This window comes from Haloarchaeobius lipolyticus (genome assembly GCF_051208015.1).
Classification (GTDB): domain Archaea; phylum Halobacteriota; class Halobacteria; order Halobacteriales; family Natrialbaceae; genus Haloarchaeobius.
The window spans coordinates 133,784-154,166 of the sequence record NZ_JBPKGF010000004.1 but is presented as its reverse complement, the minus strand read 5'-3'; the positions used below and the strand labels follow the sequence as shown (position 1 = coordinate 154,166).

Here is a 20,383-nt window from a genome sequence, read left to right as displayed (position 1 = left end):
GGCTTTGCGATTAATATACTTTCTCCCCTCTCGGTTCGGGAGTGCACTACCGTATTCGAACGATAGAAGCTCCCTATCCCGGATATAACTCTGCAAGTCATCTCGCCACCCTTATAAATGACACCGACGCAATTGCACGCATGACCCGCGGATTCTACATCGGCCGGTTCCAGCCGTACCACAACGGCCACCACAACATGGTGAAGACCATCGCGGATGAAGTGGACGAACTCGTCCTCGGCATCGGGAGCGCGGGCGACTCGCACACGACCCACGACCCGTTCACCGCCGGCGAGCGCATCATGATGCTCACCAAGTCGCTTCAGGAGTTCGACCTGACGACCTACTCGGTTCCCATCGAGGACCTCGACCGGAACTCGGTCTGGGTGAGCCACGTCCAGTCGATGTCGCCGTCGTTCGACGTCGCCTACTCGAACAACCCGCTGGTCATCCGCCTGTTCAACGAGGCCGGCATCGAGGTCCGTCAGTCGCCGATGTTCAACCGCGACGTGCTAGAGGGAAGCGAGGTCCGCGAGCGGATGATCTCCGACGGGGACTGGCAGTCGCTCGTACCGGACGCCTGCGTCGACGTGATCCACGAGATCGGTGGCATCGAGCGCATCCAGCAGGTCGCCGAGAGCGACAGCAACGGGGACTAGAAAGCGGGGATGATCACCCTCTCATCCGACTTCGGGTCGTACTACCCGGCCGCGATGACCGGCGTCCTCTGTGCTCGGACCGACGCCCGCATCGAGGACGTGGCTCACGACCTCCCCCGCCACGACGTGCGCGCCGCCGCCTTCTGGCTGCGCGAGATTCTCCCCTACTTTCCGCCGGCCGTCCACTGCGTCGTCGTCGACCCCGGCGTCGGCACGGAGCGCTCCGCGATAGTGGTTCGCGCGGGCGAGCACGCCCTGGTCGCGCCCGACAACGGCGTCGTGCTTCCGGTCGCTCGCAGCCTGCTCGAGCTCGCTCCCGGAGAATCGCTTTCGGTCGCTGACGAACCGGTCGAGGCGTACCTCATCGACGACTCCGACGCGGACAGCACCACGTTCCACGGCCGAGACGTGTTCGCCCCGGCAGCCGCGGCGGTCCACGACGCCGGCGTCGACCGGGCCGGCGAACTCGACCGGCTCACCCCCGCGGACCCCGACTCGCTCGTCGACCAGACGCTCCCGCGGGCCACCGTCCGCGAGGGAACCGCCACCGGCGAGGTCCTCGTCGTCGACAGCTTCGGGAACGTGATAACGAACGTCCTCGGCGACTTCCTCGCGGGCGCGGAGACGGTGACGGTGAACGGCGAAGAGACACCCGTTGGAGACACGTTCGCTGCCGTTCCCGAGGGCGTACGCCTCGCCACCGTCGGGAGTCACGGCTTCGTCGAGTGCGACGTGAACCGCGGGCGCGGCGACGAGGCGTTCGGCCTGGAACCGGGCGACGCCGTCGAGATACGCCAATGCTGACGCTCCTCCTGCAGTCCGCGCCCGCTACGGCGCTGAGTCCGTTCACGCTGATGAACGCTGTCGGAACAGTCGCGTTCGCCGTCGCAGGCGCCTCGAAGGGCATCGAGAAGGACCTCGACTACCTCGGCGTCGCGGTCCTGGGAGTCGTCACGGCTCTCGGCGGCGGTATCACGCGCGACCTCCTCGTCGGCAGGGTCCCGGGGGCACTGCTCGCGGAATCGGACATGACGCTTGCGCTGGCCGGCGTCGTCCTCACCCTCGCCATGACCCGCGCCGACGCCGGCGACATCGCCGACTCACCCATGCTGACGCTTCCCGACGCCGTCGGGCTCGCCGCGTTCGCCGCGACCGGCGCCATCGTCGGCCACGAGGTCGGCCTCTCGCCGTTCGGGGTCGTCATCACGGCGACCCTGACGGGGACGGGCGGCGGGGCCATCCGCGACCTGCTCGCCCAGGAGGTGCCGTCGATACTGCACGAGGACTTCTACGCGACCTGTGCGCTGGCGGGGGGAGCGGCGTTCTGGGCGGTTCGCGAGGCAGGATTCGCCCAGCTCTGGGCGACCGGCGTCTGCGTGGGACTGGCGCTCGGGTTGCGACTCGCGGCGATTCGATACGACTGGGCGTTGCCGACGCCGTGAATCGACCGTCGGCCTCTCATTCTTGGCCGACCCCCTACCTGTCTCGCGACCGAACGTTCTCGTGAATGTCCGACGAAAGCCTGGGCTTCACCGGAGCCGCAGCTATCGGTCTCGGCGGGATGATCGGCGGCGGCGTCTTCGCGGTGCTGGGCGTCGTCGCGAGCATCGCGGGGGCGGCCGCCTGGCTCGCGTTCCTCGTCGCGAGCCTGGTGTCGATGTGTGCCGCCTACTCGTACCTCAAGGTGAACAGCATCAACGATCGGAAGGGTGGGTCCGTCACCCATCTCGAGAGCTACCTCGACGATGCCGAGTACGCCGGGATGGTCGGCTGGACCCTCCTGCTTGGCTACATCGGGTCCATCGCCATGTACGCCTACGCGTTCGGCGGGTTCGGCGTGAAACTCCTGCCGCAGCTCGGCCTGTCCGAGGGCGTCGTCCATCCGCTCCTGTCCGTCCTCGCCGTCGCGTTCTTCGTCGGCCTCAACGTCCTCGGCGCACGCGCGACGGGGAGCTCCGAGAAGCTGCTCGTCACGCTCAAGGTCGTCATCCTGCTCGGTATCAGCATCTGGGGGCTGTACTACGGCGCCGGCAAGAATGCACTCCAGTTCGGCTTCTCGCAGGTCGCGACGACCGGCTTCGTCACGGCGGTGGCCGTCTCGTTCGTCTCCTTCCAGGGCTGGCAGCTCCTGATGTACGACCAGGAGAGCATCGAGAACGTCGAGACGAACCTCCCGCGGGCCGTGTACGTCTCCATCGTCGGCGCCATCGTCGTCGACTGTCTCGTGGCCATCCTCGTCACGAGCCTCGTGAAGACGGACGTCATCAAAGCCCACCCCGAGATAGCGGTCGCACGCGCGGTCGAGCCGTTCCTCGGCCAGCTCGGCTTCACCTTCGTCGCCGTCGCGGCGCTGTTCTCGACAGGCAGCGCCATCAACGGGACGCTGTTCTCCGCGGCGCACTTCGCGAAGGGAATGCTCGACGACGGGCTCGCCCCCGACAGCCTCGGCGACTCCGACGCAGAGGGCGCACCGTCCCGGACGGTCCTCGTTCTGGGAGCTATCGCCGCTGCCTTCGCCGCGTACGGCAGCCTGAACGCCATCACCTCGTTCGGGTCGCTGGCGTTCGTCGTCGTCTTCGGGACGATGTGCGCGCTGGCGCTGAAAGAACGCGACCACGACGAGATCAATCCGCTCCCCCCTGCCACCGGCCTGCTGGGCTGTGTCGCCGCGTTCCCGCTCATCCTCTACCACCTCTGGTCCGCACAGCGCGGGACCTTCTACACCGTGGTCGCACTCGCGGTCGCGGTTGTCGCCGTCGAGGTACTCTACTTCAAGCGGGAGGCACTGGCCGAGGAGGTCGAAGAGGTCGAGGAGTCGGTCGAGTCGGCCATCGACGGCTGAGCTTGGACCTTCCGGTAGGTCCATCCATTCGGGCTGGCTGTCGCTCGCGGCGAGGGGAACAGAGACGGAAGAACGGAACCGAACACAGAAAAACGGGACAGGGCCAGGTAGCGTACAGTCTCTCGCTTACTTCGCCGCGATGATGTCGTCGATGCGGACGATCATGGTCGCGGCCTCGGTCGCGGACTCGACTGCCTCGCGCTTGACGTCGGCGGGGTCGAGGATACCGTACTTCGACGGGTCGGTGATGGTCCCGGTCTCACCCTCGCTGATGATGCCCATCACGTCACCGCTCTCGTGGGCGGCGCGCAGGGCGACGAGTGCGTCGATGGGGTCCATGCCGGTGTTCTCGGCGAGCGTGCGCGGGATGACGTCGACCGCGTCGGCGAACGCCTCGACCGCCAGCTGCTTGCGGCCTTCGATACCGGCTGCGGCGCGACGAACGGCGTCCGCGATACCGATCTCTGCGGCACCTGCGCCGTAGACGAGTTCCTCGGATTCGATGGCGACCGACACCACGTCGAGGGCGTCGTTCAGGGCGCGCTCGAGTTCGTCGACGACGTGTTCGGTCCCGCCGCGGACGAAGATGGTGACCGCCTTCGCGGCTGCACCGCCCTCGATGAACGTCAGCTCCTCGTCACCGAACCGGTCGACGCGGATGCTGTCGGCGTGGCCGAAGTCCGCCGAGTCGAGGTCCTCGAGCGAGCCGAGACGCTTCGCGCCGACGGCCCGGGCGATGGAGCGGGCGTCCTTGTTCGAGAGCTTCTCGACGGCGAGGACACCCTCGTCCGCGAGGAAGGATGCGACGCGCTTGTCGATCTTGTCCGTCGAGAAGACGACGTCGACCTTCGAGTCGGCGATGGTCTTCGCGTAGCCCCGGAGTTCGGACTCCTCGGCTTCCATCGCGGCGTTCAGCTGTTCGATGGTGTCGATGCGGTACTGGGTGTCGACGTCCGTCTTGCGGACCTCGAGGTCCATGTCGATGCAGAGGATGGTCGCGTCCTCGACGTGGCGGGGCATCGAATCGTGGACGGGCTCCTCGTCGATGATGATGCCCTCGACCAGCTCGGTCGCGTTCGAGGAGGCACCGACCTTCGTGTGGATGCGGACGTCGTCACGCTCGACCTCGCCGTCGTCCTCGACGTGGCGGATCGCCTCGACGACCGTCTTCGCGAGCTGGTCGGCGGTCAGGCCGCCGGTTCCCTTGCCGGTCATGCTCGACTCGGCGACGTTGTGGAGCGTCTCGTCGTTCATTTCGAGGTCGAGGACCATCTCGTCGATGGCGGCGAGTGCGATCTGTGCGGCCTCGTGGTAGCCCTCGACGATGGTCGTGGGGTGGACGTCGCTCTCGAGGAGGTCCTCGGCCTGTGCGAGGAGGTGCCCCGCGAGGACGGCTGCGGTCGTCGTTCCGTCGCCGACCTCGTCCTCCTGGGTCTGGGCGACCTCGACGATCATCTGGGCCGCCGGGTGTTCGATGTCCATCTCCTGGAGGATGGTCGCGCCGTCGTTCGTGATGACGACCGTCCCGGACGAGTCGACGAGCATCTTGTCCATGCCTCGCGGGCCGAGGGTGGTTCGTACGGCCTCGGCGACCGCCTTGCCGGCCATGATGTTCGACGACTGTGCGTCACGGCCGTGTGTTCGCCGGGAGCTCTCGGCGAGGATGTACAACGGCTGACCACCCATGCTGCGCTGTGCGAAAGTTTGAGACATACTGGGGAAACCTCACCCACCAATTGTTTGTCTGAGTATATATAGATTTCTCAGTTCAAACGGCCTCTGTCTGCCTTTATCACGCTATTAGATATCGAATAGACAACTTACGTATGTTAATCTGGTGGCTGAAAGAGGAGGCCGGTACCGGGAAATAGCAGTACGTAGAACAGTGGCCCGATGCTGGAGCTGGAACACCGATTCCGCGTCGTCGACGTCCACGCCCGACTCGGAACGGACGAGCAAGCGACGACACGTGGGCGAGCGATCTCACCGGAGAAACTCGAACGCGAGATGCAACAGGCGGGCGTCGTCCGTGCCGTCGTGTTCCCCGACCCCCAGCCCGACGACACGGATTACCTGAGCTCGAACAACGAAGTAGCACGGCTGAGCGTCGAACGTCCCTTCGTCGCCTTCGCGCGGATCAACGGGCCACGGGACCCCGGCGCGGGCACGACGTCACGGCTACGGAACCGCCTCATCTCACGCGACGACCACCACACGACCCCTGAAGACGTCGAACAGTACGCCTACGACGACCGCTTCCACGGGTTCGTCCTCGACCCGCCGCTCGACGGGCTGCCGGACGAGCAGGTCGTCGACGAACTCGCAGCGGTCGGCCTCCCGGTCCTGGTCCGCGCGGGCGACGGTTTCCCTCCCGAGTCGGTCGCGGAGACCCTCCTCGACCGTGACTTCCCGGTCATCCTCGCACACTTCGGGGGCTATCCCCTCGACCGGGACCTGATGGACCGGGCCATCGACCTGCTGGAGGACCACGACGAGACGTACCTGGATACCTCGTTCGTCCGCTTCCGTGAACCGCTGGAGCGGGCACTCCTCGAACACCCTGACCGTGTCCTGTTCGGGTCGGGAGCTCCCTCGGCGCACCCGAACGTCGGCGTCATGGAGATACTCACGCTCGACGTCTCGGAGGACAAACTGTGGAAGGCCTTCTCGAAGAACGCCTGCCGCGTCATCGACGACCTCGCTCCCGAGGCCTGACCGGAGAGTTCAGAGTTCGTAGCGGCAGACGGCGCGGTCCTGCCGCGTCGAGACGCCGTTCGGATTCCGCCGATTCGACTTGTCTCGCTTGCGGGCGGCCAGTCCGTCTTTCGCGCCGACGGCGACGCCCGCGACGACCGACCGTCCGCTCCCCAGCCAGGAGGTCGGCGTTCGCGTGCCAGTCGCCACGTCCTTCATCGCCGCGACCGAGTCCTGGAGCGCGTGTCGGGCGGTTCGCCGGAGAACCGTCGGGCGGGCACCGTAGTTCTTCGCCAGCCGGTAGGCGAGCGACCGGTACTTCCACTGCCAGTCCTCGAGGGTGCGCCCGCCGTCGGTCTCGTACTCGCCACAGACGCTCATCTCCGTTCGCCAGTCGACGCCGTACCCCATCGTCGCGAGGCGATGGGCCGCGTCACGGGCGCCACCGGTCTGCAGGTACTCGTCGAACCCATCGAGGTCCTCCAGAACCGCGCGGCGGAACGCCACGTTGTGGCCGCTGAAGTAGGTCACCTCGTTGCCGGCGATGGTGGTCGTCTCCATCACCTCCGTCGTCATGCCCGCCTTGACCGTCCGGTGAGTCGGCCCCGTGACGACGTCGGCACCGTCTTCGATTCCCGCCTCGACGCCGTCCAGCCACGACTCCTCGACGGCGAGGTCGTAACTGACGAACGAGACGACGTCTCCCGACGCCACCTCGAACCCGGCGTTCCGTGCGACGTTGACGTTCCGCTCGCTGATCTCGACGAGAACGTCGACATCGGTGCGCTCGCGCACCATCCCGGTCGTCCCGTCTGCGGAGGGGCCGTTGACCACCACCACCTCGGCCGACGGCACCAGTTCGGCCAGTGCGTCCAGCGAGGCGTGGAGCTGCTCCCGGCCGTTGAGCGTCGGGACGACTACCGAGAGGTCCATAGAGGTTTCTTGCAGTTACGATACTTAAAAGCCAGTGTAACAGAATCCCGACTGGTATTCGGTCAGACGCGAACGTCCCAGTAGGAGACCGATGCGAGACGTTCCAGCCCGGGCGCGTCGATGACCTCCTTGTCGATGCCGCGCAGGGTCGCCGCGAGCTTGTCGGGGATCTGCCGGTAGAATCCGTACGGGAGCACGAAGTCGTGCGACTCGTTCACGAGGTGGAGTCCCGCCTTCTCCACCAGCGAATCGACCTCGTACCGGGAGTAGAGCCGGGAACCCATCGGGAGCGCCCAGTTGTAGATCGAGCGCGTCGAGAACCGGTTGAACGTGTCGAAGAACACCTGGTCCTTCGAGACGCGCGCCATCTCGGAGAGGAACGACGCGGGCGTGTCCGCGAGATGGAAGAACCGCATCGCGACGACCGCGTCGAAGTGGTCGTCCGGGAACGGCAGTCGAGCTGCGTCGCCCCGGATGAACTCCAGGTGGTCGTCGACGCCGGCCGCGCGCGCCTTCTTCCGACCCTGCTGGAGCATCGCCGCGGAGATGTCGAGACCGACGATATCGGCCCCGCGCTCGGCGAGCATCACCGTGAACCGGCCGGTTCCGCAGGCGATCTCGAGGACGTTCTTCCCCTCGATCGGCCCGAGAGCGTTGAGCACCGCCTGCTTCTCACGACGGTCGATCAGCCGTCCGCCACGAGAGAACCGCTTCTCTTCGTACGACTCGGCCACCTCGTCCGTCTGGTACCATTCCTGGCCCTTCACACTGGTCGTTTGTACTCCCTCGGTGGGTTAAAACAATATTGGAGTCGTCCCGGTGTGGGAAGCCCCTTGTAGGATGGTAACATAGTACATTGCATGCCGACCTGTCCGCACTGCAAGGCGACGCTCTCGGCGGACGAACTCGACCGTCACGAGCACGAGGACCTGCTGTTCGTCTACTGCCCCCACTGCCACTGCGTGATGGGACAGTACCGCGACCCTTGTCTGAGCTGAGGGAGCTGCTCCCGCTCAGTTCCCCGTGACGTGGCGTGGCTCGATGCGGACGACGACGCGCGGCCCCGACTCCTCGCCGTGGTTCGGATACGTATCCTTGCCCATGTACCGTTTAGTCAGCTCGTCTATGTGTTCGACGGCGCCGTCCTCGGTCACCTCGACGACCTCGCCGCGAATCGAGAGGAACCGGTACGGGTCGTCCGGATCCGTCATCTCGATGCCGACCTTCGGGTTCTCCCTGACGTTCTTCTCCTTCCGACGACCACGCGCGGTGTTCACCAGCACGTGGCCGCTATCCTCGTCGTAGTCGACCCAGACGGGGGTCACCTGCGGCGTGCCATCCGGCATCACCGTCGCGAAGTGTGCGAACGTCTGCTTCTCGAACAGGTCGTGATACGTCTCCGGGATGGCTTCCATGCCGGTGTATTCGTCGGCTCGACGGAAAAACCGCGCCCCGAATGTCGAGGAAAGACCATGTGATATTAACACCTAATATTATCTGAACCATACCAACCACCATATAGCCAACCCTTAACAGGAGGCTCGTTCCAGCAACGGGTATGAGCATGAGTACCGCAGACGACCGTGCGAAGAATTCCGACGACGTCCTCTCAGAGGCCGAGTACCGCGAGCGCCTCCGCGAGCTCCCGCCGAGCGCGAAGCTCGTCTCGAAGGTACTGGAGACCGAATCGCCGATGTCCCAGGGACAGCTCGCCGAGGAGTCCCTGCTCCCCGACCGGACGGTTCGCTACGCTCTCAACCGCCTCGACGACGAGGGCCTCGTCAACTCTCGCTACAGCTTCCAGGACGCACGGAAACAGGTCTACTTCCTGAACGTCTGAGAACGTCACTCTCCTGTCCGTTCGAGCCAACCTGCGGCAGCGGTGGATCGCTGTCCCCTCACGTTATGTGACGGTGGGGCGACAGTGCAGCCATGTCCACCGTCACCCGCATCGGCGTCTCCACGCACACCCGCGCGCCGACCGGCCGGACCAACGCGTACGTCGTCGGCGACGACACTGCACTTCTCGTCGACCCGGCGGACGACAACGAGCGACTGGACGAAGTGTGCTCGACGCACGACGTCCGCCACGTCGCCGTGACCCACACGCATTCGGACCACATCGGCGCAGTCGCCGACTACGCCGACCACACCGGTGCGACCGTCTGGGCGCACCACGGACACGTCGACCGCTTCGTGGCCGCGACGGGTATCGAGCCCGACAGGACGTTCCGCGAGGGGACCCGATTCCCGGACGTCGACGTGTCGGTACTGGAGACCCCCGGCCACGCCCGCGACCACGTCTCGTTCGTCACGGGCGATTCGGTTCTCTGTGGTGACCTCGCCGTCTCCGAGGGGAGCGTCGTCGTCGGTGAGCCCGACGGCGACATGCGGGCGTATCTCACCAGCCTCCGACGTCTCTGGGTGCGAAACCCCACCGAGCTGTTCCCCGGTCACGGCCCGGTGATCGACGACCCACGTGCGACCATCGAACGGCTCATCGAGCACCGTCGACAGCGCGAGCGGCGTGTCCTCGACGCCGTCGAGGCCGGCGCGGCGACCCTCGACGAGGTCCTCGACGCTGCCTACGAGAAGGACCTTACCGGCGTCCGCGACCTCGCCGGCGCGACCGTCGCCTGTCACCTGGAGAAGCTCCGTGCCGAAGGGCGGGTGACGTGGGACGGCGAGCGAGCCGGTCGGCCGACGTAGCCCGAACCGAGACGGTTGGCTATCGTAGCACCACGACCGAGACCTTCCCACAACGCACCGACCGAGAGCGTTTTCAGCACCGACGCCGCACGACCAGACGACGATGGAGTCACTCGAATCCGAACTCGAGAAGGCGAAAGCTCTCGACGCGTCCGACCTGGCCGATGCCATCGAGACCATCGGTTTCGAGTGTACTCGCTGCGGCGCCTGCTGCACCGCCGAGGCCGACGACCCGCACACGGCGACCGTCTTTCCCGACGAGGTTTCGACCCTGCAGGAGGCTGGCGAGCAGGAGTACGACTTCCGCGACGTCGCCAGACCGATGCCGTACGGCCTCTCGGAGGACGAGGACGGCGAGCTCACCGGCGAGACGTTCGAGTGGGCGCTCCAGACGAACTCCTGTGGTGACTGCCGGTTCTACGCCGAGGACGACGAGGGCATGGGTTCCTGCACCGTCCACGACTCGCGCCCGCTCGTCTGCCAAACGTATCCCTTCAGCGTCGCGCTCGGCGGCACCAGCCAGCCGATGGGCGAGGCGGTAGACGAGTCCGGGATGGTCCGCGCCCACGAGTGCGAGGGCCTCGGCCGAGACATCTCGCGCGAGGACGCCGAGGAGTTGGCGGCTGCGCTCAAGGAACGGGCGGTCCGCGAACTCGAGGAAGCGATCGGCGTCAGGGACAACTACCGGCGCGTCGAATCCGAAGAGAAGGTGGTCGTGTACGATTCGGACGGGCCGAAGCGCGTCGACGGCAGCGAGATCGAGTGAGAGAGCCGTTCAGAACGTGTCTTCGATTATCTCGCCGACGGCGAAGTTGGACTTCACCTCGGTCACCTCGACCTTCACCCGCTCGCCGACGTCGGCACCGGGGACGATGATGACGTAGCCGCGCTCGACGCGGGCGATGCCGTCGCCCTGTTTGCCGATGTCCTCGATCTCGACGTAGCGAGTCTCGCCGATCTCGACCGGCGGTTGCGGTTCCGACGGCGAGGTGCTGGTCTCCTCGGTCTCGGTCGTCGTCTCGCTCTCCTCTTCGCGGCTGATGAGCGCGACGCGGTAGGTCTCGCCCGAGTCGACCGAGCCCGTCTCGATCTCCTGACGCGGCACTTCGATGGTGTAGGAATCGCCGTCCGAATCGACCTTCGCGCTGAACAGACACAGTAGTTTATCAGAGATTTCCACAGTGAGCCTCCAGTCGATGTAACAGAGGGTGTCAACTTCAAATTTCCGCTGTTGGAGGCTATGAAACCGAAGGAACCGTCAATCCGCGTCGGTGCGTCTCCCGCCGGCGACGAACGGCCCGAGGTCGACGTCCGCCGGAACCGAGTCGAGCGAGTCGTACGGCCGATTCACGACGATATCGCCCGCGGTCGACTTGCCGACGCCGGGGATGGCCGTCAGCTCGTTCATCGACGCGGCGTTCAGGTCGAGGGGATACGGCACGCCGGTCACGGAGCGGTAGCCGTGGTCGACGACGGCCACGTCGAGCACCTGGCCGAGTTCGCGTTCGCCCGGGATGCCGACGAGTAGCGGATAGGTCCCGAGCTGCCGGCCGAAGGTCGTACCATCCTCGTGGTACTCGAGGTGGACGTTCGGGAGGACCGTCCCCGGCGGGGCGAGGCGCTGGAGCATCGGGTTGTCTATCTCCTCTCTGACCTGCGACTTGTACCGCTTGAACAGCCGCTTGTGGTCGTGGGCGATGTGTGCGCCCTCGCTGTTCATCTCGGTCCCGGCGAACGTCATCACCTGCCGGATGTTGACCCGGCGGAGCATCAGCCCGGCATCGTAGACCCGCTCGAGGAAATCGAGGTTGTGCTGGAACGTCTCCTCGCGCTCGGCCTTCAGTCCGTGGAGCAGGTTGATTCCCGGCAGGAGTTTCGGGAGCCGTCGCGGGGCGTCCGGCCCGGTCGAGGGACCCGTTCCGGGCTCGTCGCCGGGGCGCCAGCCGCCCTCCTCGTTCACCATCTTCACGGCCCGGAACGCCTCTTCAGCGGTGACGTTGAGGTTGTTCGCCTCCTGCACCTTCGGGTCGGCGGATTCGAGCCCGAAGGCGGCCGTGTCGCCCGGCGTGTTGTGCTTCGCGATGACGCGGATGCCCTCCCTGGACAGTTCGGGCCACTCGACGACCGTGATGGGGTTCATGTTGTCGAGGTGGAGCGTCCCGAGGTCGGGCGCTACCTCGCGGATGCCACCGTACAGCTCGCGCAGGGCGTCCGGGTTCGGCTTCTCGCCGTCGCCACCGTAGGCGAGGATGTCGGCCTGCCGGCCGAGTCGGAAGTGCCGCGCGCCCCGCTCGTAGAGCCGTTCGACCTCGCCGACGACGGACTCGGGCGACCGGAACGAGGGGTTCCCGTACAGCGGTTCCGTGCAGAACGAGCAGCGGTACGGACAGCCGCGACTGGTCTCCATCTCGCAGATGAGGTACTCCGGGTGGTTCGGGTGCTGCTCGATGACGAAGGCGCCCTTCGCTGCCCAGCGGTCTATCTCCCGGTTGTCGCGCATCCGGTTGTTGAAGCCTTCCAGCCCCGAGTCGACCAGGTCGAACGCGGCCGCCTCCACGTCGCCCTTCGCGACGAAGTCGTAGTCGAGGTCGTCCCGGACCGTCTCGGTCGCGCCGGCGTTCTCGTCGCCGACGCCGAACTTGACGGGGCCGCCCATCAGCGTCGTTCCGTTCGCGGTCCAGGCGAGCTTTCGGACCTCGTCGGGTTCGGCGGGCGTCCCACCGACGTACTTGCCGGGGACGGTCATGCCGCCGAGGTAGCACATGAGGTCGGCCTGCTCCACGTCGAGCCAGCGGGACTGCTCCTCGCGCAGCTCGTCGATGGTGTGGTAGGTGATGTTCTCCGGCGGCACCCCCGCGTCGACCAGCGCCCCGGCGGTGTACCGGGGATACGTCGAGATGTAGGGAGGCACCCCGAAGTGCGCCGGCTCGTCGACGTAGCCGTCGACGATGGTCACGTCGAGATTCGCGGGGTCTGTCATTGGACGAAGTTCACGCTCGACGGGTAAAACGGGTGCGAAAGCGTGCGCCAGCTGGGGACGTGAGGCGGCGCAGAGAAAAGCCGTACCGGGACGGATGGCCCGTCAGGCCATCTTCGCCATCGGGGCGTGGTCCAGCGTGACGACCGCGTCGAGCGAATCGTCCGCGAGTTTCCCGATGGCGAAGGCGGTGTAGGTCCGCCCGTTCTCGATGCTCACGCCCGGGATGGTGAGGACGGGCTCCGTCTGCCCGGCGGGCATCACCTGTACCTCGTAGCTCCCGGCGTCGATGCTGGCGTAGGCGCTCGACTTTCCGAACGGCTGGTTGGCGAACAGTCGCGCGCCGTCGAAGGCGACGTCGACCGCCGGCGCGTCCGGACACGCGTGGACGAACCGGAGCCGGCCGGCGTTCGACTTCTCCGTGTTGTCGTCGTTGAGGACCAGCGTCGAGAGGTCCGCAAGCTCGCCGATGGCGAGGACAGAGTACTCGTGGTCCGGTTCGAGGGCGAGCGACTTCTCGAGGACCGGCTGGTCGTGTTTCCCGCTCGGACAGATGGCGATCTCGTGGCTCCCGGCGGCCAGTTCGAGGTAGTCACCGACGTCACCGAACTTCACGTCCTGGACGACGGCTGCACCGTCGACGAGGACGTCGACCGCCGGTGCGTCTGGCGAGCAGTGGCCGATTCGTACGTTCGTTGTTGCTGGCATGTTACTCCCTCCGTCTGCACGAGACAGTTGGCTCCCCGCGATATTCAGGCCATCGTCGGTTTTTAGAACAGGTCGGAAAACGATTATATCCGCCCGGGACCGCCGGTTCGACCGGCCGGGAGTGGTGTCCCCTCAGCGCCACAGCCGTGCGACCACCACGAGGGAGGCGACTGCGACCCCCCAGGCGACCGTACCGAATCCCGGGGTGCCCGACATCGCGTCTCCCCCGGAGGCGGGAGACGACCCCGGATTCGACGCGGAGGGTCCCGTCTCACCGTCCGATTCTGACTGGTCTGATTCTGCCGTATCGTCGGTATCGGTCCCTGCAGGCGTGTCGTCTTCCCCGTCGGGAACGCCGTCGCCGTCGGTATCCGTCTCGTCCGGTGCCGTCCCGAGTTCGACCTCCTCGCCGTCGGAGAGGCCGTCACCGTCCGTGTCTTCGACCGTCGGGTCGGAGTTCGTCTCGTACCGTTCGGTCCGGTCCGAGAGGCCGTCGCCGTCGGTGTCCCCGTCGGTCGGGTCAGTCCCCGCCTTCTCACGCTCGGTTCCGTCGTCGAGCCCGTCACCGTCCGTGTCGCTCCTGCTGGGGTCCGTCCCTATCTCCAATTCGGTGGCGTCGTCGATGCCGTCGCCGTCGGTATCGGGGTTCAGCCGGTTCAGGGCGAGCCGGTTCTCCTTCGCGTCGGTCAACCCGTCGCCGTCGGCGTCGAGTGGGCCGGTCGGCTGGGCGAAGCGTGAGCGGTCACGAGGCACGTCTGGGACCGCCCGGGTATCGACGTATCGTTCGACCCAGCCCTCGAGCTCTTCGTCGCCGCTGACCTCGACGACAGCGGCCCGGAACTTCGGCAGCGTGACGCGCTCGTTCCTGACGTTCATCAGGAAGAACACGTCGGCGAGGGTCCGGTTCCCGCCGGTCGAATCGCGAATCTTCGCGTCCAGGGCGGCCAGCACGCGACGGCCCTTGGTGTACTCGGCGTACTGTGAGGTCCACCGGTCCTGGGAGCTGAGCTGGGAGTCGGCGTCCCGGCCCGTCGAGACGAGGTCGTAGAACTCGTCGAAGCTCACCCGCCCCTCCTGATAGGTGAGCAGGGCTGCGAAGTACTCGGCGCTCGCCTCGTCGAACCACAGCATCTTGTGGTTCCGACTGTAGCGCTGTCGGGTGTGGACGTACTCGTGGAGCCACGGGTTCCGCACGTCGTCGACCGGCTCCTCGTGGTGGACCCACATGTCCTGAGTCCCCCACTGGAGGCCGCCCCGGCGGATGGGGTCGGGCGCGACGAACACCCGTATGTCGTCCGTCGCGGCCGTCACGTGGAGCTCCTCCATCCCGAACGTCAGCGATTCGTAGACGGCATCGTCGTCCACTGAGACTCCCTCCGGGACGACGAGCGTCAGGGTCCGGCCGTGGGTCTGGTACTCCCGGACCTCGTGTTCGCCGAGGAAGGCGATGCGGTCGCCGACGACTCCCTCATCCGCGGCGCGGTAGGTCGTCGGCAGTTCACCGGGAGTCCACGAGTCGAACGACTTCGCCCCGTCGGTGAAGTATCGGGCGGGGAACCGCGTCGGGACGAGCGCCCACTCGCCCGCGTCGTAGAAGTCGTTCCCCCCGAATCGCTCGTTCTGGCCGTTCACGTCGACGGAGATGGTGACCGACGGGTTCGTCGTCTCGCCGTCCCAGCCGTGGGACCACTGCGACCCCGACCGGTAGTCGAAGCCGTCGGTCTCGACGACCCGGGCACCCTCGGGTACCTGCACGTCGAGGCTAGTGACCGAGTCGTCGAGTTCGAAGCTGGCTGTTAGCCGGACGGTTCCACGGTCGGCTGGCGTCAAGGCGACCGTGACCGTCCGGTGGACCGCGGCGTCACCCGGCTGGACTGCGGCGTCACCCGGCTGGACCGCGGTGCCACCCGGCTGGGCCGTCGTTCCCCCCGCGACCGACGGCGGGAGTGTAGCCGAACAGAGGAGGCAAGCGAGGGTGACGAGCAGGGCGACGCGGATCCGTCCCATGCCTCACGGAGAGTAGCAAGGTGAAGGTAAACGTTCCGGCCTCCGAAAACCCCTTCCCCCTCACGGCCGAAGGTTCTGCTATGCCAGCCACGATGGAGGTCCGGTGCACCAGCGGCGACTGCGAACTGGACATGTTCGAGCTCCACTACACCTACGACATGCCCGACGACGTGACCGTCGAGGATTTCGCGTGTCCGTACTGTCGCGGTGTGGACTGTCTCGAAGAGATCGAACTATGAACGTCCGAGAGTTCGGCAAGTCGGTGAGCAACACCGTCTTGCGCCAGATAGGCCGTGCGTCGAGCCAGATGCAGGAGAACCGGCCGATTCCGGTCGACGTACTCGAGTCCGACGACGCCTACCTCGTCGTCTTCGACGCGCCGGGAGCGACCCAGTCTGACGTCCAGGTCCGCTACCTCGACGGGACGGTGATGGTCCGCATCGACCGGTTCCGCGAGTTCTACGAGGAGTTCGAGATGCGCGTCCCGGGCCGCGGGATGTCCCTCGACGGGAAGGCGAAACTGCCTGACGACGCCCTCGTCAACGCCGCGGATGCGACCGCGACGCTCCGGAAGAACGGGACGCTGGAGATACGCATCCCGAAGGACGAGTCGGCCGCGGGCGAAGAGTCGGACGAGGAGTCGGAAGCCGTCGACGTCGACGGACCCTCTGACGCCGAAGCGGTCGCTGTCGGCGCCGACGACGAGGACGACGACGGTATCGAGTAAGCAGTCCACCGCGAACGGTCGCCAGTTGCCCGACTGGCGCCTCTCCAGCCCTCACTCGACCGCCATACCCTCTATTATCTCGAACTCTTCGTCTCCGTCGAACCGCGTCGGGTCGAACTGTTCGATTCCCTCCCCACCGAGTATCTCGTCGACGACGGCCTCCGCGAGCCCCGGCGAGCGCATGAAACCGTGGCCCTGCCAGCCTGTCGCGACGTACAGTCCGTCGCGCACTTCGCCCAGTAGCGGGTCGTAATCCGGCGTCGCCGTGCACAGACCGGCCCACGACCGGGTCACGTCCGGCTCGCGACCGACCCGCGTCGCGAGCCCTGAGTCGATATCGGCCCGGAACCAGTCGTCCGCGCTCTCGTCCCAGTCGTCCGGGTCTGCTTCCTCCGGGACCGTCCCGTCACCGGCGAGCATGCCGTCGGTATGCGGCCGGCAGTAGAAGCCGCCGGTCGCGTCGTAGACGAGGGGAACGTCGAGGTCGTCGCTCGCGGTCAGGGCCTGCACCCGGTAGGGCTTCATCGCGATGGGGATTCCGACGCCCGCGAACAGCCGTTTCGTGTGTGCGCCGGCGGCGACGAGCACGGCGTCGAAGCGCTCGACGTCGCCGGCCGCTCCGTCTTCGCCCGCGGGAATGACGCCCGTCGGCTCGGTACTCAGACTCACCGGCGTCTCCGTCTCGATGGTCGCTCCCGCCGTCTCGGCCTTCGCCGCGAGCACCGGTGGGTACGTCGGCGGCTCGGTGTAGGCCGCGTCGTGGGCCACCGCGGCGACCCCCACGTCGTCGAGGACGAGGTCGTCGAACGCGGCGTCGAGGTCGTCCAGGTCCGCGAGTTCGACGTTCCGCCCGTTCGCCTGCATCCCGTCGACCTGCTCGCGGATGGCCTCCGCCCGTTTCTCGTCGCCCTCGCGGGCCAGCCAGACGTACGGGCACGGGGTGAACTCGAAGTTGCCCTGTCCGTCGAGTTCGCGGAAGCGGTCGAGCGACCGGTCCGCGATTCTGGCGTCCACGCTTCCGGCGAAGGCGTCGTAGACGAACCCGGAGGCGCGACCGGTGCTCCCCGAGGCGATCTCTCCGGCCTCGAACAGCGTCACGTCGACGCCCTCGCGGGCGAGGTCGTAGGCCGCCGTCGTCCCGATGGCGCCACCGCCGACCACGGCGACGGATTCGGGACGGGACTTGCCTCCGCTCATCGGTGTTCCTCCGGCAGCAGCTCGTCGAACGCCTGCTCGCCCAGCCAGTCGACCAGCGCGTCGAGCTCCTCCGTCGCCCGCTCGAACAGCTGTTCGCCGGCCGCTGCGGACCCCTTCGTCGGCTTCCCGACCGCCCCCGACTCGGAGAAGTCGACGGTGTCGAAGCCGACTTCCGCCCCGTGGACCGACTTGCCCCACGCGGGAGCCGCACCCGATTCGGCCTCGTCGAGTCGGTCCTCGCGGACGTGCTCGCCCCGGAGGTGTTGCATCATGCTCGTCTCCAGTTCGTCGGCGTGACCGATGCCGCTCGTCCCGAACAGCGCCTCCTCCAGCCCGCCGAGGTTCGACCACCAGGACCACGGCGCGGCGAAGGCGATCTCGGCCCGGCGGAGGCGACGCGCCGCTCGCTGGAGCGCCTCGGTGTTCCCGCCGTGACCGTTGACGACGACCGCCTTCCGGACGCCGTGGCTCGCGACGCTCTGGACGACGTCGAACACGTAGTCTTCGAAGGTCTCCGGCTCCGTCCAGAGCGTCCCGTGGAACTGCCGGTGGTGCTCGCTCACGCCGACCGGCAGCGTCGGCAGGAGGACCGTATCGTCTCGCTCACCGACCGCCTCGGCGACGCCCTCGGCGGCGAAGAAGTCGGTTCCGAGGGGCAGCGCCGGCCCGTGCTGTTCGACGCTCCCGACCGGGAGGAGTGCGACCTCGGCCTCGTCGAGTCGGTCTGCGAACGTACTCGTCGTGTGCGCCGCGAGTTGCATACCGGGGGTGCTCGCCGTCGTCGATTAAATGTTGGCACCGGGAGCTGGTGACGGGTCCGGCCGGCCGCACAACGACAGACACTCACACACCACCGGCAGCTTATACCTCTGCGGCGACCGTCCACAGGAGTATGTCCGACCACACATCTTCCGCCGACGACACCCACACCTCTACCTCCGACAACGACACCTCTACCTCCGACAACGACACCTCTACCTCCGACGACGGCGCCGACGCCTCTGTCGACACCACCAGTCTCGAGTCCGCCCTCACCGACGCGCTCGGCGTCGCCGTCACCGGGACCGCGGTCCTCGCCGACGGTCTCAACCTCGTCGTCACCGTGGCGACTCCCGACGACGAACGGGCGTTCGTCCTGCGCAAGCCACAGAAGCTACGCGATACCTGTCTGTTCAACCCGGTTCGGACGGAGTTCGACATACTCCAGCGCCTGCAGGAAACCCCGGTTCCGACGCAGGAACCGGTCCTTTTCTGCGACGACGACTTCCTCCTCGGCGACTCGTTCTTCGTCACCCGGTTCGTCGACGGCGAGACGGTCCCGCTGGGCTCGGATCTGCCAGAGCGGTTTCGAAACGCGACCTCTCGCGCCGCGGTCGCCGACCAGCTCCTCCAGACCCTTTCCGAAATTCACACGCTAGACGTCTCCCGGTTCGAGGACGTCTGCATCCGGCAGCCCCCGCTGGCACAGGTCGAGTGCGGAGTCGAGCGGCTCGACGAGTGCGAGCGCGTGACCGGCCGCGAGCTCCCGCGGCTCCGGGCCGTGGGGGAGTGGCTGCGAGAGAACGCACCCGACGACTCCCGGACGACCCTCGTCCACGGCGACTTCCGGCCGGGCAACGTGCTGTTCGGGAGTGCCGTCGAACCGGAGATAACCGCCGTCCTGGACTGGGAGACCGCCATGCTCGGCGACCCGTTGACCGAGGTCGGCTACCTGCTGCTCCGCTGGCGGGACCCGGACGACCCGACGCCGTCGCTGGCCGACCTCGAGAGTGAGTACGCAGAGGACGAACTCGACTACCTGCGGGAGCTGAACGAGCACGGCCTCTGTCCGTTCTCTGCCGACCCGGGCAGTCCGACCCGGCGTGAGCTGGTCGCCCGGTACGAGGAGCTGACCGGCTTCGCGTACGAGCACGACCGGTTCTACCGGGCGCACGCCGCCTTCATGCTCGCGACGGTCTGGGAGGACCTGCACCGCTGCCGGGTCGCGGCGGGCGAGGAGTCGGGGTTCCCGCCGCTCGTCGACTACATGACGCTGGTCGCCGAGGACATCGTCGACGGTGCGCTCTCTCTAAGAAACCGCTGAAAACGAGGGAGCCGGTGGACGACCCGCTTCAGGCCAGGAACTCGCCCAGCCCGCGGGCGGGGTACGAGACGACGTAGTCGGCGCCGAGCTCCTTCAGCTCCGCGACCCGCTCGCGGACGGTCTCAACGTCGCCGACCAGCGCGAAGTCCGAGCTCGCCTTGAGCAGGACTTCGCGGGCGCGGCCCGTGGCGCTCGAGTCGGTGGCACAGTCGTCGGGCAGCGCCCGGGCGACCGCCCCGCGGCGGGAGACGTAGCCCCCGACCGCGTCGAGCACCTCGTCCTCGTCGTCCGTGAGGACGGTGGGCGCGTAGATGGCTATCCCGCCGTCGAAGCCGGCAGCGCGGAGGGCACGGATGTCCCGTGCCGTCGAGCGCGAGAGCAGTTCGAACTGCGTCCCGCCGGCGGCCATCGCGATGCGTTCGACGCCTTCGGTACCGACCCAGGCGTCGGCGTCGGCCTTGCGGGCCTCGCCCAGTCGGGGCGCAATCGCCCGCCCGCGTTCCTCCTCGGAGAGGTACGCACCGTGGCCTGCCACGAGGATTCGGCCGACCTCCTCGGGGAGCGTCGCGGCGAGCGAGCAGTCCCCGAGCGGGTCGAACCCGTCCGCGCGGACGGGCGTCGTGACCATGACGGCGGCCCCGCGCGAGAGTTCGCGCAGGGTCGTCGCGTCGGGCAGGTGTTCGCGCCCTTCGTAGTCGATCACCAGCAGGTCGGCGTTCAGCCGTGCCGCCTGCGAGAGGTCGACCTCCTTGGGCTTCAGTGCGATACCGTCGATTCCTGTTCGAGCGAGAGAGACGTCGCTGCGTAGCATCAGCGAGCACCTCCAGCTAGACGAGAACAGAGAAGT

At 67.0% G+C, this 20,383-nt stretch carries 23 protein-coding genes; 12 read left to right on the top strand and 11 right to left on the bottom strand.

Annotation, left to right across the window (positions count from 1 at the left end):
- Window positions 1–140 precede the first annotated feature (140 nt).
- The 4 genes from ACSC1Y_RS13100 (at window position 141) to ACSC1Y_RS13085 (ending at window position 3,501) form a co-directional block, all read left to right on the top strand.
- Window positions 141–659 (top strand): nicotinamide-nucleotide adenylyltransferase, encoded by a 519-nt coding sequence (locus ACSC1Y_RS13100; RefSeq protein WP_435335334.1) that lies wholly within the window; start codon window positions 141–143, stop codon window positions 657–659.
- A gap of 9 nt (window positions 660–668) precedes the next feature.
- Window positions 669–1,463 carry an SAM hydrolase/SAM-dependent halogenase family protein gene (locus ACSC1Y_RS13095; protein ID WP_435335333.1) on the top strand — a complete coding sequence of 265 codons (795 nt, stop codon included), beginning with the start codon at window positions 669–671 and terminating at the stop codon, window positions 1,461–1,463.
- Complete coding sequence (locus ACSC1Y_RS13090) at window positions 1,457–2,101, top strand: trimeric intracellular cation channel family protein (protein WP_435335332.1); 645 nt, start codon at window positions 1,457–1,459, stop codon at window positions 2,099–2,101. The genes ACSC1Y_RS13095 and ACSC1Y_RS13090 overlap by 7 nt, the downstream gene beginning before the upstream one ends.
- Window positions 2,102–2,166: 65 nt before the next feature.
- Window positions 2,167–3,501 (top strand): APC family permease, encoded by a 1,335-nt coding sequence (locus tag ACSC1Y_RS13085; RefSeq protein ID WP_435335331.1) that lies wholly within the window; start codon window positions 2,167–2,169, stop codon window positions 3,499–3,501.
- Window positions 3,502–3,627: 126 nt separating this feature from the next.
- Here ACSC1Y_RS13085 and thsA read toward each other — a convergent pair whose 3' ends face one another.
- The gene (gene thsA, locus ACSC1Y_RS13080; protein WP_435335787.1) at window positions 3,628–5,187 is read right to left on the bottom strand and encodes a thermosome subunit alpha; all 1,560 of its coding nucleotides are present in this window, start codon (window positions 5,185–5,187) and stop codon (window positions 3,628–3,630) included.
- A gap of 207 nt (window positions 5,188–5,394) precedes the next feature.
- Here thsA and ACSC1Y_RS13075 point away from each other — a divergent pair, with 207 nt between their 5' ends.
- Window positions 5,395–6,216, top strand: coding sequence for an amidohydrolase family protein (locus tag ACSC1Y_RS13075; protein WP_435335329.1), 822 nt, complete (start codon window positions 5,395–5,397; stop codon window positions 6,214–6,216).
- A 9-nt stretch (window positions 6,217–6,225) separates the two neighbouring features.
- Here the strand turns inward: ACSC1Y_RS13075 and ACSC1Y_RS13070 are convergent, their stop codons facing one another.
- Together ACSC1Y_RS13070 and ACSC1Y_RS13065 are read right to left on the bottom strand one after the other, a co-directional pair.
- Window positions 6,226–7,128: a glycosyltransferase family 2 protein gene (locus tag ACSC1Y_RS13070; protein WP_435335328.1), complete on the bottom strand. Its 903-nt coding sequence runs from the start codon at window positions 7,126–7,128 to the stop codon at window positions 6,226–6,228.
- Between the two features lie 62 nt (window positions 7,129–7,190).
- Window positions 7,191–7,895: a class I SAM-dependent methyltransferase gene (locus ACSC1Y_RS13065; RefSeq protein WP_435335327.1), complete on the bottom strand. Its 705-nt coding sequence runs from the start codon at window positions 7,893–7,895 to the stop codon at window positions 7,191–7,193.
- A 93-nt stretch (window positions 7,896–7,988) separates the two neighbouring features.
- Here ACSC1Y_RS13065 and ACSC1Y_RS13060 point away from each other — a divergent pair, with 93 nt between their 5' ends.
- Window positions 7,989–8,126: a hypothetical protein gene (locus tag ACSC1Y_RS13060; RefSeq protein WP_435335326.1), complete on the top strand. Its 138-nt coding sequence runs from the start codon at window positions 7,989–7,991 to the stop codon at window positions 8,124–8,126.
- 15 nt (window positions 8,127–8,141) lie between these two features.
- Here the strand turns inward: ACSC1Y_RS13060 and ACSC1Y_RS13055 are convergent, their stop codons facing one another.
- A complete protein-coding gene (locus tag ACSC1Y_RS13055) occupies window positions 8,142–8,543 on the bottom strand; it encodes a PPOX class F420-dependent oxidoreductase (RefSeq protein WP_435335325.1) in 402 nt (133 codons plus the stop codon).
- 143 nt (window positions 8,544–8,686) lie between these two features.
- On the opposite strand from ACSC1Y_RS13055, the gene ACSC1Y_RS13050 reads away from it, so the two are divergent.
- From ACSC1Y_RS13050 to ACSC1Y_RS13040, 3 genes are all read left to right on the top strand, one after another.
- Entirely contained in the window at window positions 8,687–8,968 is a 282-nt protein-coding gene (locus tag ACSC1Y_RS13050; RefSeq protein WP_435335324.1) for a helix-turn-helix domain-containing protein, read from the top strand.
- 92 nt (window positions 8,969–9,060) lie between these two features.
- Window positions 9,061–9,837, top strand: a complete 777-nt coding sequence (locus tag ACSC1Y_RS13045; RefSeq protein WP_435335323.1) for an MBL fold metallo-hydrolase — start codon at window positions 9,061–9,063, stop codon at window positions 9,835–9,837.
- Between the two features lie 103 nt (window positions 9,838–9,940).
- Window positions 9,941–10,603: a YkgJ family cysteine cluster protein gene (locus tag ACSC1Y_RS13040; RefSeq protein ID WP_435335322.1), complete on the top strand. Its 663-nt coding sequence runs from the start codon at window positions 9,941–9,943 to the stop codon at window positions 10,601–10,603.
- Between the two features lie 9 nt (window positions 10,604–10,612).
- On the opposite strand, the gene ACSC1Y_RS13035 is transcribed toward ACSC1Y_RS13040, so the two are convergent.
- From ACSC1Y_RS13035 to ACSC1Y_RS13020, 4 genes are all read right to left on the bottom strand, one after another.
- Window positions 10,613–11,017: a TRAM domain-containing protein gene (locus ACSC1Y_RS13035; RefSeq protein WP_435335321.1), complete on the bottom strand. Its 405-nt coding sequence runs from the start codon at window positions 11,015–11,017 to the stop codon at window positions 10,613–10,615.
- 78 nt (window positions 11,018–11,095) lie between these two features.
- On the bottom strand, window positions 11,096–12,817 hold the full coding sequence (locus ACSC1Y_RS13030) for a radical SAM protein (protein ID WP_435335320.1): 1,722 nt from the start codon (window positions 12,815–12,817) through the stop codon (window positions 11,096–11,098).
- 102 nt (window positions 12,818–12,919) lie between these two features.
- Window positions 12,920–13,522 carry a DUF4397 domain-containing protein gene (locus tag ACSC1Y_RS13025; RefSeq protein WP_435335319.1) on the bottom strand — a complete coding sequence of 201 codons (603 nt, stop codon included), beginning with the start codon at window positions 13,520–13,522 and terminating at the stop codon, window positions 12,920–12,922.
- A 132-nt stretch (window positions 13,523–13,654) separates the two neighbouring features.
- Window positions 13,655–15,529, bottom strand: a complete 1,875-nt coding sequence (locus ACSC1Y_RS13020; protein ID WP_435335318.1) for a M61 metallopeptidase family protein — start codon at window positions 15,527–15,529, stop codon at window positions 13,655–13,657.
- A gap of 80 nt (window positions 15,530–15,609) precedes the next feature.
- Here ACSC1Y_RS13020 and ACSC1Y_RS13015 point away from each other — a divergent pair, with 80 nt between their 5' ends.
- Together ACSC1Y_RS13015 and ACSC1Y_RS13010 are read left to right on the top strand one after the other, a co-directional pair.
- Entirely contained in the window at window positions 15,610–15,768 is a 159-nt protein-coding gene (locus ACSC1Y_RS13015) for a DUF7559 family protein (RefSeq protein ID WP_435335317.1), read from the top strand.
- On the top strand, window positions 15,765–16,256 hold the full coding sequence (locus ACSC1Y_RS13010) for an Hsp20/alpha crystallin family protein (protein ID WP_435335316.1): 492 nt from the start codon (window positions 15,765–15,767) through the stop codon (window positions 16,254–16,256). The genes ACSC1Y_RS13015 and ACSC1Y_RS13010 overlap by 4 nt, the downstream gene beginning before the upstream one ends.
- A 51-nt stretch (window positions 16,257–16,307) precedes the next feature.
- On the opposite strand, the gene ACSC1Y_RS13005 is transcribed toward ACSC1Y_RS13010, so the two are convergent.
- Together ACSC1Y_RS13005 and ACSC1Y_RS13000 are read right to left on the bottom strand one after the other, a co-directional pair.
- Window positions 16,308–17,453 carry an NAD(P)/FAD-dependent oxidoreductase gene (locus tag ACSC1Y_RS13005; RefSeq protein ID WP_435335315.1) on the bottom strand — a complete coding sequence of 382 codons (1,146 nt, stop codon included), beginning with the start codon at window positions 17,451–17,453 and terminating at the stop codon, window positions 16,308–16,310.
- Window positions 17,450–18,214 (bottom strand): creatininase family protein, encoded by a 765-nt coding sequence (locus ACSC1Y_RS13000; RefSeq protein WP_435335314.1) that lies wholly within the window; start codon window positions 18,212–18,214, stop codon window positions 17,450–17,452. Before ACSC1Y_RS13000 ends, ACSC1Y_RS13005 begins: the two co-directional genes overlap by 4 nt.
- Window positions 18,215–18,345: 131 nt before the next feature.
- Here ACSC1Y_RS13000 and ACSC1Y_RS12995 point away from each other — a divergent pair, with 131 nt between their 5' ends.
- On the top strand, window positions 18,346–19,536 hold the full coding sequence (locus ACSC1Y_RS12995; RefSeq protein WP_435335313.1) for a phosphotransferase family protein: 1,191 nt from the start codon (window positions 18,346–18,348) through the stop codon (window positions 19,534–19,536).
- 28 nt (window positions 19,537–19,564) lie between these two features.
- Here the strand turns inward: ACSC1Y_RS12995 and ACSC1Y_RS12990 are convergent, their stop codons facing one another.
- The gene (locus tag ACSC1Y_RS12990) at window positions 19,565–20,347 is read right to left on the bottom strand and encodes a DUF7388 family protein (protein WP_435335312.1); all 783 of its coding nucleotides are present in this window, start codon (window positions 20,345–20,347) and stop codon (window positions 19,565–19,567) included.
- Window positions 20,348–20,383 lie beyond the last annotated feature (36 nt).

What these genes read in the sequence shown, in the direction of transcription:
- ACSC1Y_RS13100 (WP_435335334.1), top strand. Translation starts at nt 141, where the DNA reads ATGACCCGCGGATTCTACATCGGCCGGTTCCAGCCGTACCACAACGGC.
- ACSC1Y_RS13095 (WP_435335333.1), top strand. Translation starts at nt 669, where the DNA reads ATGATCACCCTCTCATCCGACTTCGGGTCGTACTACCCGGCCGCGATG.
- ACSC1Y_RS13090 (WP_435335332.1), top strand. Translation starts at nt 1,457, where the DNA reads ATGCTGACGCTCCTCCTGCAGTCCGCGCCCGCTACGGCGCTGAGTCCG.
- ACSC1Y_RS13085 (WP_435335331.1), top strand. Translation starts at nt 2,167, where the DNA reads ATGTCCGACGAAAGCCTGGGCTTCACCGGAGCCGCAGCTATCGGTCTC.
- thsA (WP_435335787.1), bottom strand. Translation starts at nt 5,187, where the DNA reads ATGGGTGGTCAGCCGTTGTACATCCTCGCCGAGAGCTCCCGGCGAACA.
- ACSC1Y_RS13075 (WP_435335329.1), top strand. Translation starts at nt 5,395, where the DNA reads ATGCTGGAGCTGGAACACCGATTCCGCGTCGTCGACGTCCACGCCCGA.
- ACSC1Y_RS13070 (WP_435335328.1), bottom strand. Translation starts at nt 7,128, where the DNA reads ATGGACCTCTCGGTAGTCGTCCCGACGCTCAACGGCCGGGAGCAGCTC.
- ACSC1Y_RS13060 (WP_435335326.1), top strand. Translation starts at nt 7,989, where the DNA reads ATGCCGACCTGTCCGCACTGCAAGGCGACGCTCTCGGCGGACGAACTC.
- ACSC1Y_RS13055 (WP_435335325.1), bottom strand. Translation starts at nt 8,543, where the DNA reads ATGGAAGCCATCCCGGAGACGTATCACGACCTGTTCGAGAAGCAGACG.
- ACSC1Y_RS13050 (WP_435335324.1), top strand. Translation starts at nt 8,687, where the DNA reads ATGAGCATGAGTACCGCAGACGACCGTGCGAAGAATTCCGACGACGTC.
- ACSC1Y_RS13045 (WP_435335323.1), top strand. Translation starts at nt 9,061, where the DNA reads ATGTCCACCGTCACCCGCATCGGCGTCTCCACGCACACCCGCGCGCCG.
- ACSC1Y_RS13040 (WP_435335322.1), top strand. Translation starts at nt 9,941, where the DNA reads ATGGAGTCACTCGAATCCGAACTCGAGAAGGCGAAAGCTCTCGACGCG.
- ACSC1Y_RS13030 (WP_435335320.1), bottom strand. Translation starts at nt 12,817, where the DNA reads ATGACAGACCCCGCGAATCTCGACGTGACCATCGTCGACGGCTACGTC.
- ACSC1Y_RS13025 (WP_435335319.1), bottom strand. Translation starts at nt 13,522, where the DNA reads ATGCCAGCAACAACGAACGTACGAATCGGCCACTGCTCGCCAGACGCA.
- ACSC1Y_RS13020 (WP_435335318.1), bottom strand. Translation starts at nt 15,529, where the DNA reads ATGGGACGGATCCGCGTCGCCCTGCTCGTCACCCTCGCTTGCCTCCTC.
- ACSC1Y_RS13015 (WP_435335317.1), top strand. Translation starts at nt 15,610, where the DNA reads ATGCCAGCCACGATGGAGGTCCGGTGCACCAGCGGCGACTGCGAACTG.
- ACSC1Y_RS13010 (WP_435335316.1), top strand. Translation starts at nt 15,765, where the DNA reads ATGAACGTCCGAGAGTTCGGCAAGTCGGTGAGCAACACCGTCTTGCGC.
- ACSC1Y_RS13005 (WP_435335315.1), bottom strand. Translation starts at nt 17,453, where the DNA reads ATGAGCGGAGGCAAGTCCCGTCCCGAATCCGTCGCCGTGGTCGGCGGT.
- ACSC1Y_RS13000 (WP_435335314.1), bottom strand. Translation starts at nt 18,214, where the DNA reads ATGCAACTCGCGGCGCACACGACGAGTACGTTCGCAGACCGACTCGAC.
- ACSC1Y_RS12995 (WP_435335313.1), top strand. Translation starts at nt 18,346, where the DNA reads ATGTCCGACCACACATCTTCCGCCGACGACACCCACACCTCTACCTCC.
- ACSC1Y_RS12990 (WP_435335312.1), bottom strand. Translation starts at nt 20,347, where the DNA reads ATGCTACGCAGCGACGTCTCTCTCGCTCGAACAGGAATCGACGGTATC.